The organism is Bacillus coahuilensis m4-4 (assembly GCF_000171615.1).
Taxonomy (GTDB): domain Bacteria; phylum Bacillota; class Bacilli; order Bacillales; family Bacillaceae_K; genus Bacillus_T; species Bacillus_T coahuilensis.
This window is the reverse complement of the sequence record NZ_ABFU01000032.1, coordinates 26,764-40,235: the sequence shown is the minus strand read 5'-3', so window position 1 is coordinate 40,235 and position 13,472 is coordinate 26,764. Positions and strand designations below refer to the sequence as shown.

The 13,472-nt window shown below is 35.4% G+C and carries 11 protein-coding genes and 1 pseudogene; 8 read left to right on the top strand and 4 right to left on the bottom strand.

All coding sequences use genetic code 11. From position 1 onward, the window contains the following. Positions 1–367: 367 nt before the first annotated feature. The 4 genes from M44_RS21765 to plsY all read right to left on the bottom strand — a co-directional run bounded on the left by M44_RS21765 (position 368) and on the right by plsY (position 3,915). On the bottom strand, positions 368–1,108 hold the full coding sequence (locus M44_RS21765) for a CapA family protein (RefSeq protein ID WP_010172772.1): 741 nt from the start codon (positions 1,106–1,108) through the stop codon (positions 368–370). Then, entirely contained in the window at positions 1,077–1,310 is a 234-nt protein-coding gene (locus tag M44_RS25145; RefSeq protein ID WP_010172771.1) for a CapA family protein, read from the bottom strand. Before M44_RS25145 ends, M44_RS21765 begins: the two co-directional genes overlap by 32 nt. Before the next feature lie 254 nt (positions 1,311–1,564). Next, positions 1,565–2,149, bottom strand: coding sequence for a methyl-accepting chemotaxis protein (locus M44_RS29910; RefSeq protein WP_420167104.1), 585 nt, complete (start codon positions 2,147–2,149; stop codon positions 1,565–1,567). Between the two features lie 1,199 nt (positions 2,150–3,348). Next, positions 3,349–3,915, bottom strand: a complete 567-nt coding sequence (gene plsY / locus M44_RS08790; RefSeq protein ID WP_010172769.1) for a glycerol-3-phosphate 1-O-acyltransferase PlsY — start codon at positions 3,913–3,915, stop codon at positions 3,349–3,351. A 247-nt stretch (positions 3,916–4,162) separates the two neighbouring features. Between plsY and M44_RS28095 the strand changes: the two genes are divergently transcribed. The 8 genes and pseudogenes from M44_RS28095 to parC all read left to right on the top strand — a co-directional run bounded on the left by M44_RS28095 (position 4,163) and on the right by parC (position 13,471). Next, entirely contained in the window at positions 4,163–4,582 is a 420-nt protein-coding gene (locus M44_RS28095; protein WP_237705249.1) for a purine/pyrimidine permease, read from the top strand. A gap of 20 nt (positions 4,583–4,602) precedes the next feature. Then, on the top strand, positions 4,603–5,442 hold the full coding sequence (locus M44_RS21760) for a purine/pyrimidine permease (RefSeq protein ID WP_010172766.1): 840 nt from the start codon (positions 4,603–4,605) through the stop codon (positions 5,440–5,442). 71 nt (positions 5,443–5,513) lie between these two features. Next, positions 5,514–6,491, top strand: a complete 978-nt coding sequence (locus tag M44_RS21755) for an ABC transporter ATP-binding protein (RefSeq protein WP_010172764.1) — start codon at positions 5,514–5,516, stop codon at positions 6,489–6,491. Positions 6,492–6,575: 84 nt separating this feature from the next. Beyond that, positions 6,576–7,139 (top strand): ABC transporter permease, encoded by a 564-nt coding sequence (locus M44_RS21750; protein WP_337444067.1) that lies wholly within the window; start codon positions 6,576–6,578, stop codon positions 7,137–7,139. 19 nt (positions 7,140–7,158) lie between these two features. Beyond that, positions 7,159–8,049 carry a glycine betaine ABC transporter substrate-binding protein gene (locus tag M44_RS08770; RefSeq protein WP_010172760.1) on the top strand — a complete coding sequence of 297 codons (891 nt, stop codon included), beginning with the start codon at positions 7,159–7,161 and terminating at the stop codon, positions 8,047–8,049. A 20-nt stretch (positions 8,050–8,069) separates the two neighbouring features. Beyond that, a complete protein-coding gene (locus M44_RS08765) occupies positions 8,070–8,486 on the top strand; it encodes a CoA-binding protein (protein ID WP_010172758.1) in 417 nt (138 codons plus the stop codon). A 598-nt stretch (positions 8,487–9,084) separates the two neighbouring features. Next, entirely contained in the window at positions 9,085–11,058 is a 1,974-nt protein-coding gene (parE, locus tag M44_RS08760) for a DNA topoisomerase IV subunit B (RefSeq protein ID WP_010172757.1), read from the top strand. Beyond that, a pseudogene (gene parC, locus M44_RS21745) lies at positions 11,058–13,471 on the top strand (DNA topoisomerase IV subunit A). Before parE ends, parC begins: the two are co-directional and overlap by 1 nt. The last annotated feature ends 1 nt before the right edge of the window (position 13,472 follow it).

The following is a 13,472-nucleotide window of genomic DNA, read 5'->3' as shown; positions in this document are numbered from 1 at the left end:
TACTCTTTACTATGCTAAGATAAAAATCATTTGTTTTTGTCTTTTTTTATTAGTATTAAGTATCTTAGAAGTGAAGGAGTTGAGAATGAATGAATCTTGAAAAATTATTGTATCACATAGGATTTTTTATTTTTGGGAGTTTGTTGGTTTTAACGTTTCTTCAATTGCACTCACATCAAGGAGAAGCACTTCTATTTATATTTGTCGGAGCGTTACTATATGGTGGGTTAGTGTTTACTTTTTATAGAAAGAAGGCTTTTTGGTTTGATAGGGATGATTATAGTAAGTCTTTTCACATTTGCAAGCTTTCTATATATCATCTTATTTCAAAGTGGACAACATTAAGAGACCAGTTTTTTATGGTCTCTTATTCTGTATAAGAAGGTAACACATGCTCCATCGTAGCTTCAAAAGAATAAGGAATATCGTGTTGGTCCTCTGTAAAAGGAAGTACTGTAAAAGAACCTTTAACCTTTCTTACATATGTAGGATAAAAGTGTACAGAGTGTATGGAGTTTGATTTTCTACCAGCTAATTGCGTTTTATGACATTCTAGGGAGATCAATCCTCCTAAGTCCTTTTGACCTCCTCTTTGACCAGAAATAAAATTACCTAATGAATAAGCAATCACAGCTTTTCTATCATCCTGTGTGTTTCTTATATAGATAGGTTGAAGTACATGAGGGTGATGACCAAATATAATGTCTGCTCCTGCTTCAGTTAAAGAGATAGCCATATCCACTTGATTATTCGAAGGATGTATCTCATATTCATTTCCCCAATGTAAGTTGACTATCACAAAATCAACGTTCAATTCTTCTTTTGCTCTTGTAATTTCCAATATCATTTTATCTACATCTAACAAGTTAACTAAATATTCTTTTCCTACTGGTGTCAAAAGTCCATTTGTTCCGTACGTATAAGAAAGGGTGGCGAAGGTGATAGAATTCATGGAAAACGTTCTTATCCTTTTCTGATCCTCTTCATGTAAGTAGGTTCCCGTATAAGTCATATCATATGAATTAAACGCTTCAATCGATGCGTAAACACCTTCTTCTCCTTTATCTAACGAATGATTATTCGGTTGATAAAAAATCAACGCCAGCATATTGTAGATCTCTAATAATTTCAACTGGACTATTGAACCTAGGATAAGAGGACAACCCAAGATCTCCGCCAGCAGGGAGGGATTCTTGGTTTGCTACCAAGAAATCAGGTTTTAGTAAAATAGGACGAACTTCATTAAATATAGGCTTGAAATCAAACTCGTTTAAAGAAATTCTTGCTGATTCATATACATCTTTGTGCAACAATATATCGCCAATTGCTGCAACAGAAATGGTGTTAGTGATAGTAAATTTTTTAACAACATAGTAGTCTCTCTGTACTTGATAAGTGACTTTTTTTTCTATTCATCTCAAACCTATATATCAATAACAAAAAATAAAAGTGAATAGCATTATTAAAAACATCATGAAAATCAATTGAACCAACAATTTAGAGTGACTCATAGGTATCAATCCTTTCATTTGTCCTTTTTTACTTATTTTACATATTATTTTTCTTAATATTTCAAAAATATTTTTTTATTAAAACAAAAAAGCAAATGCGCTAGGCATTTGCTTTTTATTTTTATTAGGTTTTTTTTCACTTCATGAACCATATTTGTTAACTGCTCAGATAAATCACTTAACGATTCAGTAATTTCATTTAACGTCTGAACTGTGTCAAGTTGTTGTGTTGCTGCAGAGCTAATGGACTGACTTCTTGATAAGGCTGTATTAGATATAATTGATACATCTTCCATGGCACATGCCATTTCATACCCTGTTCCTGATAGTAAATCAGTTGATTCATTAACCATTTGTACCTTCTGTTGGATTTGAGTAGAGTATTGTTTAATTGAGTTAAATGTTTCATTCGTTAGGTTCATTAAGTGAGTTCCTGATGTAATCTCCTTATGATTTTGGTTTACTCTTTCAACTACTTCTTCAGACTTACCATTAATTAAAGACATGAGTGATGTAATGTTTTTCGTTGCCTCTTCCGATTGAGATGCTAATTTTCGAACTTCTTCTGCTACAACGGCAAATCCTTTACCTGCTTCACCAGCTCTAGCTGCTTCAATGGATGCATTTAATGCAAGCATATTCGTTTGATCAGCAATATCCCCAATAATAGTGGTGAATTGTTCAATTTGCTTTGTATTTAATTTAAATTCTGCAAATACTTGAGCTATTTTTTCAGCGGTTTCTTGTATTTTTTCGAATTGTAGAAGACTTGATTCAACGGACTTCCCGCCATTATTAATTTCTTCTAAGCTATTTTGAATAAAATGAAGGACAGAATCCGAGTTCGTCTTTAACTCATCGACCATTTTTGTAAACGAAGATAGCAGTCTTGCATTTTCTTCAAGCTTTATAACTTGTGAATGAGCACCAGTATTCATAAGTTGAATAGATGAAGCGATCTCTTGTGCACCATTATTTGTTTCTTTTGCACCAAATGCAATCGATGTGCTAACTTTTGTCACTTGATCAGAAGTTCTTTGTAATTGCAAAAGTAATTTATGTATATTTTCAATATGCTCATCTTCACTTTGCTTCATAGCATCTTCATTTTTTATTTTCGATAAAATTAATAAAATGGTCGCACCACTAGTTAAAAGTAAAAATATCGCATGAATCAAAAGGAGTGAAAAAGAGTATTCATCTGTGCCGCAAATTAATTCTGGAAATGCAAAATACCCAATGAAATGTTGAAGAGCAAAAATAATGGTACTCAACAGGATTAACTGAACAGAATTGAAAGAAGCGATAATCGCAATAACCATGAATATGGAGAAATGATATTCCACTAATCCGCTACCATTTGCGATGATCGAAATAGATGAAAAGGTTAAAGTAAGGGTTAAAAGTATAGGTAAGAAGGATTTTGTTCTTCCTATTAATGCAAGAATATACAGTGCGATAGGTATGATAAATAGAATGTTTTTTAAAAGCTCTAGATTAGGTGTTAAAGGTGAAAGATTTAACAACGTTACATATTGTTGCAAAAAACCAAATTCATGAAGGATGCGTACAATAATAGAAATAATGACCGTTAATGCAGAGAGAAATAAAATAGCATGACTCGATTGATTTATTCTCCAATTATTCATTTAACATGTTCCTTTCCCTAAGTGTTACAAGCGGATTTTTACCCTCTTCGACAAAATTTGATAAATTCAGAAATAAAAAAAAGACCTGATTATTCATCAGACATTTAGTATACAGTACAAACTTACTAGTGAATAGAATAAACACTCTGCCATTACTAGTAATATACATAATTACTAGTGATACACTCTCATATCCAATTCACTTTAGGCTCCGTACCTTTTTGAATACGTTTAATATTGGCTCTGTGACGATACAATACAAAAACCATTAAAACCCCTATAAAGGATATAAATACCCAGTCTCCACTAAATAAAGTATAAATAAAAGCAACGACTGCACCTATCATAGAAGATAAAGATACATATTTTGTTGTATAAAGAGACAGAAAGAATACGGCTAAAAGCATTAAAAATAGTATGGGTGAAAACGCGAGTAAGACACCTGCTGATGTAGCGACCGCCTTTCCACCTCTAAAACTAGCAAATAGAGGGAACATATGTCCTATAACAGCTACAACACCGAAAAGTAGAGGGTGGTAAGAAGTATCCACAAAGTATAATGGAATCCAAGTGGCAACAGACCCTTTTAGAATATCCATCGCGGTAACAATTAACCCAGCTTTTACGCCTAGTGTTCTAAATGTATTGGTTCCTCCTAAATTTCCACTGCCATGTTCTCTAATATCTGTATTATAAAATCCTTTACCGATCCAAAGCCCAGAAGGAATAGATCCCACTAAATAAGACGAAAACAATAAGTGCGAAAGTTATCATTATAAAACTCCTTTTAAATACATGATTAAATAATAAGGACTCTCTATCATTTTACACACGTTTGTCTATTTTAGCATGAAAATTTTTAATTTTGTTGTAGCATTCTTTTAAAACGCTTATAGATATAGTTAAAATAACCCTAGTTAATGATGTAATCAAATTAATAGGGTACGTAAGTTTTTCCAGTATACTAAAGAGAAGATTAGAGGAATAGGGTGAGTGAGTGGTATGAAATATTTAATTTTGGGGATTCAATGGTTAGTCTTTATGCTAGCGAGTGCCTTAGTGGCACCCATAGCTATTGCTGATCTTTTTGGATTAGATACCTTAGAGAGAGCGGCCTTTGTACAACGAACGATGTTTGTATTAGGGGGAGCAGGACTTTTACAAGTGCTGTTTGGTCACAAGTTTCCAATTAATGAAGGTCCAGCAGGTTTGTGGTGGGGCGTGTTTGTTATTTATGGAGGATTTATTGGAAGCATCTATTCTTCCTCTTCTGAAGTACTTCAATTACTTCAAGGTGGGATGATTATTAGTGGGTTTATCTTTTTACTATTATCCTTTCTTGGACTAATAAATAAGTTAAAAAACCTTTTCACTCCAACTGTTACATTTGTTTTATTTTATTTTTGCTTATTCTACAGTTAAGTGGTCCATTTCTAAATGGAATGTTAGGAATTAAAGGAGAAAATGGAACGGTTGATCTCGTCATTGTTAGTTGTAGCATCATAATTGTCGGCTTCACTTTCTATTTGGTTCATCATAAAGTTGGCTTAATAAAGCGTTACTCTGTTTTGATTGGAATGAGTGTAGGATGGTTGCTTTTCTACTTTGTAGATAAAACAGAAAAGGTAGCTACATCTAAATCTCTTATTGAATTTCCTGACATATTCGTTTGGGGTTTACCGAAATATGACAGTGGAATAATTGTAACCTCCTTGTTCATTACCTTATTATTGATAACGAATATGGTAGCTTCTATTAGAATTATGGAAGATACAATCAAGGGTAAAAATGACTCTAAAAGATATACAAGAGGAGGATTTGTATCTGGAATTAATCAACTACTAGGTGGGCTATTTTCAGCTGTTGGATCTGTTCCTATATCAGGTGCTGCTGGATTTGTATCAGCTACAAGAATAGTTAGTAAGATCCCTTTTCTTATTGGAGCGATTCTTATTATTATATTTAGTTGCATTCCTTTCATTATGAATTTCTTAGCGAGCTTACCACCTGCTGTAGGGTATAGTGTTACATTTGTAATATTTACTCAAATGTTGACGATGGCTTTCACGGAATGGTCGAAAGAAGAGAATAGAACCCTAGCATACCGGGTAGCTGGTCCTGCGCTTTTAGCAGGAATGGGTGTTATGTTTGTTTCTCCACAAGCAACCTCTGGGCTTCCAATCGTTGTATCTGCTATGATAAATAACGGGTTGATTATTGGGACGTTTATTGCCATTGGGGTCGAACAATTTAGTTTAAAGAAAAAAAGTATAAGTTCTTAAGAAAGTTACATGGTTTAAACTAAACACATTTAGGGAATAAGAATTTTATCGTTTTAGTTAGGGTGATGATATTGATACTATTTGAAAACGTTTCAAAGCAGTTCGAAGATGGAACCAAAGCAGTAGATAAGTTGAATTTATCTATAAATGAAGGAGAGCTTATTGCGTTAATAGGACCTTCCGGGTGCGGAAAGACCACTACAATGAAAATGATCAATAAGCTTTTACTACCAACTGAAGGCTCTATTTACATAAATGGAGAAGATATTTCTAAAGTTGATGAAGTTAAGTTAAGAAGAAACATCGGCTATGTTATACAAAGAATTGGTTTATTACCGCATATGACGATTGAGGAGAACATCGCACTTATTCCTAAATTAAACGGTTGGACAAGTGAAAAATGGAAACCTAGGGTAGATGAATTGTTGAACCTTGTAGGTTTAGACCCTAACACTTTCCGTCACAGGTATCCGTTAGAGCTTAGTGGCGGCCAACAACAGCGGGTTGGGGTCATACGAGCACTTGCTGCAGAGCCACCCATTATACTGATGGATGAACCATTTAGTGCGTTGGATCCGATTAGTAGAGAACAATTACAAGATGAATTAAAAAGAATTCAAGAACAAATACATAAGACTATTATTTTTGTTACTCATGATATGGACGAAGCCCTAAAAATTGCAGATCGTATCGTTTTAATGAGAGAGGGTAGAATCGAACAAATTGCAACACCTGATGAATTGTTGCAATCTCCAGCCAATACTTTTGTAGAAGATTTTATCGGTGTTCATAGACGAGGGGTTTCAGAGAACAAAGAGATGAAAACCATTGAATCCCTTGATCTACTACCAATAAGTGACACTAACCACAAGACTCTATTGATCGACAGTAAAAGCACCATCAAAGAAGCCATTGAGCTATTACTTACGCATCGAGCTGAGACTGCTGTTATTCATAAGAACGATCAACCAATAGGAACTATTTCAAAAGATTTATTACTAACAGAGTTAGCAAACCTTTCAATGAAAGGTGGAACAATAAATGATTAATGTTATTACTACTTTTATAGACACAGTTTCATCTAGATCGGATATTTTACTTGAAATTTATCAGAGCATTTATTTCTTTCGCTAATATCTGTCCTCTTTGCTATCGTAATATCTTTACCGTTAGGTGTATACATATCTAGGAAGCAAAAGACGGCAGAGTGGTTTATCGGCGTTACAGCGGTTTTTCAAACTATCCCAAGTCTTGCCCTGTTTGGATTTCTTGTACCTTTACTAGGAACAGGAAGCTTAACAGCTATTATCGCTCTAATTATTTATGCACTATTACCCATTTTAAGAAATACATATACAGGGATCATTAGTGTTGATCAAGCGGTCATTGAGGCAGGTAAAGGAATGGGCATGACAGACCGGCAATTACTAACAAAAATCGAACTTCCACTTGCCTTACCATTTATTATGGCAGGTATACGAACTGCAACTGTATTAACAGTAGGGATTGCAACGCTTGCAACATTTGTTGGTGCCGGTGGATTAGGTGATTTAATTTATCGAGGATTAACATCATGGAACAATTATTTAGTTCTTGCAGGTGCAATTCCAGCTGCTTTACTTGCAATTCTGTTTGATTTAATCCTTCGTTGGGTTGAAAAAGAGCTACGCCAAAAGGTGTTTCTCATAAATAAATAATTTCCAGGGGGAAAATACAGTGAAAAAGAGCTTATTGGTAGTCGCGCTTATCCTTTCTTTTATTATTAGTGCATGTTCAAACAATGAAGGAAAAGATCCCATTGTTGTGTCAGGTAAAAACTGGACAGAACAATACATTCTTACTTACGTGATTGCAGAATACTTAGAAGAGAATACAGATTATGAAATTGAATTAAAAGAAGGGTTAGGAGAAGTAGCTGTTTTAACTCCGGCTCTTGAGAAAGGTGAAATTGACGTTTACGTTGAGTACACGGGTACAGGCTTAGAAGCTGTATTAAAAGATCCTGCTAAAGAAGGAGAATCGGCTGAGGAAGTATTTGACAGAGTCAATAAAGGGTATCAGGAACAGTATAACGCTAAATGGTTAGAGCCACTTGGCTTTCAAAATACGTATACACTAGCGCTAAGAGCTGACGAAGGAATTGAAGCTAAAACATATAGTGATCTAGTTCCAGTTGCAAATGAATTAGTATTTGGCGCACCTCATCCTTTTTATGAACGTACAGACGGATTTGATGCCTTAAAAGATAAATATGGGTTTGAATTTAAAGGTACTGAAAGCTTTGATCCTAATATTATGTATGAAGCCGTAAAAAATGGAGAAGTGGATGTTATTACTGGTTTTACTACTGATGCACGAATTGATCAATATAATCTAATAGCGACAGAAGATGATCTTGGATTATTTCCTCCATACTACGCAGCTCCTATCGTAAGAATGGAAGTTTTAGAAGAATATCCAGATTTGGAAGATACACTAAATAAGCTTGCTGGACAAATTACCGAAGAAGATATGAGAGCCATGAATGGAAGAGTAGATATTGATAAAGAGGATTATCGTACGGTTGCTAGAGATTTCTTACTTTCAAAAGGCTTAATTGAAGAATAATCTTAAGAAAGGCTGGTGTAATGATGATTGAAAATCCATCACGCGATGAAATCGGAAAGATCTTAGAAGATTCGAAAAGGATTGCTGTTGTTGGACTAAGTGATAACAAGGAACGCACCTCCTATATGATAGCTGAAGCATTGCAATCAGCTGGTTACGAAATTATCCCTGTTAATCCAACAGTAGATGAAGTACTTGGAGTGAAAGCGGTTCGTTCCATTCGTGATATAGAAGGACATATCGATATTGTTAATATTTTTAGAAGATCAGAATATTTACCACAATTGGCTGAAGAATTTAATGAAGTAGATGCAGATGTCTTTTGGGCTCAATTAGGTGTTGAAAATCAAGAAGCGTATGACTTTCTAAAAGAAAAAGGTCATACAGTTATTATGGACCGTTGTATTAAAGTAGAACATAGTTTAACAAGAAAATGATAATCCTATTTACACAAGGCTATCTGGTTGGAAACCAACTAGCCTTGTTTTTTTTTGGTTGACTCTGCTAAAGAGAATGATTGATTATTGCAAATCTCCAGCTGTTGATTGGAGAAGATTGGCGAAGACTCCTCAATAGTGCTAAAGCACTTTCTTCGTGCAGGGCCTATCTGTAAAGCGTATTCAATGTCTTTGGGGGAATAGCTGAGCGAAAAAGCGAAATCATTTTACAAAAATGAGCAGCGTTGTTGAACAATCCATGGGATAAAAATAAGACGAGTAGTATAACACCACCCAACAATGTGGTAGTTAATCCACCATAATATTTTATTAATAAAGGTACTAAATTGTATCGTAATTAGATATTTTGGTAAAATATGAGCTCGAAAATTCAAAATGGATTTGCCAAATCTCAAGAAACAAGTAAAATAAGCAATAGACGATTGCAGAAATAATGCTAAAATTAACCTAGCGAACATCCGTTCTCGGCATGAAAATATCTAAATAATTCACGTGATTATTGATATGATAGAGAGTAACAGATCATTCGAAAGTGTTTATTGTTCTGCTGACTAGTAGTTTTGAAAGGGGAATATTCGTGGCAAAAGAGAAAAAGACCATCGAGTATAATGATGATGCGATACAGGTACTAGAAGGCCTGGAAGCTGTCAGAAAAAGACCGGGAATGTATATTGGTTCAACCGATTCTAGAGGTCTTCATCATTTAGTGTATGAAATTGTAGATAATTCTGTCGACGAAGCCTTAGCTGGTTACGGAGACCACATAAAAGTAACAATCCACAAAGATAACAGCATTAGTGTAGAAGATAAGGGGAGAGGTATGCCGACTGGTATGCATAAGCTCGGGAAACCAACTCCAGAAGTAATTTTAACTGTATTACATGCTGGTGGTAAATTTGGACAAGGTGGGTACAAAACAAGCGGAGGATTACACGGTGTAGGTGCTTCTGTTGTAAATGCTTTGTCTGAATGGTTAGTTGTCACGATTAAACGTGATGGTATTGTATATGAACAACGATTTGAAAATGGAGGAAAACCTGCATCTTCTCTAGAGAGAATGGGTTCTACTAAAAGTACAGGTACAACCATTCACTTTAAACCAGACACAACCATGTTTAGTACCACTACGTTTAATTATGACACATTATCTGAACGACTAAGGGAATCGGCATTTTTGTTAAAAGGAATGAAAATTGAAATAATAGATGAACGCTTTGATCAACGTGACGTATTTCATTTCGAAACAGGTATTGAAGCTTTTGTTGAATATTTAAATGAAGATAAAGATTCTTTACATAAAGTAGTTTCTTTAGAGGGAGAACAAAACAGCATTGAAGTTGAGTTTGCATTTCAATTTAATGATGGGTTCTCAGAAAATATATTGAGTTTTGTCAATAACGTCCGAACGAAAGACGGGGGAACCCATGAGGCTGGGGCGAAGACGGCAATGACACGTGTGTTCAATGAATACGCCAGAAAGGTTTCTATTTTAAAAGAGCGTGATAAAAATTTAGAAGGAACCGATATACGCGAAGGATTAACTGCTATTATCTCTGTTCGAATTCCTGAAGAATTACTTCAATTTGAAGGACAAACAAAAGGAAAGTTAGGGACCAGCGAAGCCCGTTCAGGAGTAGATCAAGTAGTTAGCGAACATTTACAGTACTTTTTAGAAGAGAATCCAGATACGAGTGCATTACTAATAAAGAAAGCGATAAAAGCAGCACAGGCAAGAGAAGCAGCCAGAAAAGCTAGAGAAGACGCTAGAAGCGGTAAGAAAAGAAAAAAATCAGAGACTGTCTTATCTGGAAAGTTAACACCTGCACAATCTAGAAATCCAGAACGGAATGAATTATATCTTGTCGAGGGTGACTCTGCTGGTGGATCTGCTAAGCAAGGAAGAGACCGCAAATTCCAAGCGATATTGCCTTTACGTGGTAAAGTTATCAATACAGAGAAAGCAAAGTTACAAGACATATTTAAGAACGAAGAAATTAATACGATCATACATGCTATTGGAGCGGGAGTAGGGCCAGAATTTAATGTGGAAGATGTTAATTATGATAAGATCGTGATTATGACGGATGCCGATACAGATGGTGCTCACATTCAAGTGCTACTTTTAACCTTCTTTTATCGCTATATGAAGCCGTTAATAGAGGCAGGTAAAGTGTTCATTGCATTACCTCCACTATATAAAGTAAGCAAAGGCACTGGTAAAAAAGAAGTGATCGAATATGCTTGGACTGATGAAGAATTAAAGGATGCAATCAAGAAAATAGGTCGCGGGTATATTATTCAGCGATACAAAGGTCTTGGTGAAATGAATGCAGATCAGCTATGGGAAACGACCATGGATCCTTCAACAAGAACACTAATCCGTGTACGAATTGATGATGCAGCACGAGCAGAAAGACGTGTTACAACATTAATGGGAGACAAAGTAGAGCCTCGTCGAAAATGGATTGAAAATAACGTTGCGTTTGGCCTAGAGGAAGACGGCAGCATTTTAGAAAATGAAAATGTGACAGTCGGCAAGGAGGAAGAATAATGTCAACGGAAAAATTTCAAGACTTACCATTAGAAGAGGTATTAGGTGACCGGTTTGGTCGATACAGTAAATACATTATTCAGGACCGTGCTCTTCCTGATGCACGTGATGGCTTAAAGCCAGTTCAAAGAAGAATTCTATACGCTATGCATGTAGAAGGAAACACATTTGAAAAGGGATTTAGAAAATCAGCAAAAACAGTCGGGAACGTTATTGGTAATTATCATCCACACGGTGATACTTCTGTCTATGACGCCATGGTTAGAATGAGTCAAGACTGGAAAGTCCGAAATTATTTAGTTGAAATGCATGGCAATAATGGGAGTATAGACGGTGACCCTCCAGCTGCTATGCGTTATACAGAAGCAAGACTATCGTCAATATCCTCTCAACTATTAAGAGATATAGAAAAAGAAACCGTTGAATTTGTCCCAAATTTCGACGATACCTCTAGTGAACCAACTGTTCTACCAGCAAGATTTCCAAATTTATTAGTAAACGGCTCAACGGGCATATCTGCTGGTTATGCAACAGAAATCCCTCCACATCAACTAGGAGAGGTCATTGATGCAGCCATATTACGTATGGATAATCCATCTTGCTCAGTTGATGATATCATGACAGTCATGAAGGGGCCTGACTTTCCAACGGGCGGAATCATTCAAGGAATTGAAGGAATTAAAAAAGCTTATGAAACGGGTAAAGGCAAATTTGTCGTTCGTGGAAAAGCTGATATTGAAGGATTACGTGGTGGTCGTGAACAGATCGTGATTACTGAGATACCATATGAAATCAATAAGGCGAATTTAAGTAAAAAAAATGGACGAGTTCCGTGTTGATCGTAAAGTAGAAGGAATTTCTGAAATACGAGATGAAACAGACCGAACTGGTTTACGTATCGTCATAGAATTGAAAAAAGAAGCAGATGCAAAAGGAGTTTTAAACTACCTTTATAAAAATTCTGATCTTCAAATAACATATAATTTCAATATGGTAGCAATTCACAATCGACGTCCTCGATTAATGGGAGTGAAAGAACTCCTAGATGCCTATATTTCTCATCAAAAAGAAGTGGTAACAAACCGAGCTTCTTATGATCTTCGAAAGGCAAAAGAACGCGCTCATATTGTAGACGGAATAATAAAAGCCATCAGTATTTTAGATGAAGTGATCACTGCAATACGAGCTTCTAAAGATAAACGAGATGCTAAAGATAATATTATAAGACTGTATGCATTTTCTGAAATTCAAGCTGAAGCCATTGTATCATTACAGCTTTATCGCTTAACAAATACAGATATCACAGCTTTACAAGCTGAAGCAGATGAATTAAAACAAAAGATAGAAGAACTTAGCAGTATCCTATCAAGTGATAGCAAATTGCTATCAGTAATAAAAAAAGAAATTAAAAGCTATAAAAAAGACATACAACGATACACGTAGAACAGTTATTGAGGACGAAATTGAGGAAATTAAAATTAATTTAGAAGTTCTTGTAGCCTCAGAAGACGTCATGGTAACCGTCACAAAGGGTGGGTACATAAAACGTACAAGTATGAGATCGTTTAATGCTTCTAACGGGAAAGACCTTGCAATGAAAGATACGGATCGTTGTTTATTCCAGCAAGAGATTAATACCACAGATAACCTTCTAGTATTTACGAACAAAGGAAATTATTTATTTTTCCCCGTTCATGAACTACCAGACATTCGTTGGAAAGACTTAGGACAACATGTTGCAAGTCTAGTCCCAATCAATAAAGAAGAACAAGTAGTTGAAGTTATTCCTGTAAAAGAGTTTAAAGAAAATACGTTTCTTTTATTTGTTACCAAGAATGGAATGGTTAAAAGATCTGAATTGCTACAATATAAAGCACAACGATACTCGAGACCACTCGTTGCCATTAACTTAAAAGGTGATGACGAGGTAGTAAATGTCCATGTCACAGACGGTAGAAAACAATTATTTTTAGCAACTTCTAACGGTTATTCGTTACTATATAACGAGGAGGAAGTAAATATTGTTGGACCTAGAGCAGCCGGTGTGAAAGGGATTAATTTGAAAGAAGATGACGCAGTTATAAATGGTGTGATGGTTGAAGAAAATCAATCTCTTTTCCTCGTGACTCAACGTGGAGCCGTAAAGAAAATGAAAGTAAGTGAGTTTGAGGTATCGACTAGAGCCAAAAGAGGAAATGTCATGCTAAGAGAGCTTAAGAACAATCCTCATAGAATCGTCTTTGTTTCCTTTGTCGCAACCGATGATACCATTTGGATTCAAACAGATAAAGGGATTGTCGAACGAATCACTAGTGCTACTATACGTAATAATGATCGTTATTCAAACGGGTCATTTGTTCTTGATGAAGCATCAGCTGGAAAAGTAATCGATGCCTGGTTAGAAGTTAAATAAT

What these genes read in the sequence shown, in the direction of transcription:
- M44_RS21765 (WP_010172772.1), bottom strand. Translation starts at nt 1,108, where the DNA reads ATGCTGGCGTTGATTTTTTATCAACCGAATAATCATTCGTTAGATAAA.
- M44_RS29910 (WP_420167104.1), bottom strand. Translation starts at nt 2,149, where the DNA reads ATGCTTGCATTAAATGCATCCATTGAAGCAGCTAGAGCTGGTGAAGCA.
- M44_RS28095 (WP_237705249.1), top strand. Translation starts at nt 4,163, where the DNA reads ATGAAATATTTAATTTTGGGGATTCAATGGTTAGTCTTTATGCTAGCG.
- M44_RS21760 (WP_010172766.1), top strand. Translation starts at nt 4,603, where the DNA reads ATGTTAGGAATTAAAGGAGAAAATGGAACGGTTGATCTCGTCATTGTT.
- M44_RS08765 (WP_010172758.1), top strand. Translation starts at nt 8,070, where the DNA reads ATGATGATTGAAAATCCATCACGCGATGAAATCGGAAAGATCTTAGAA.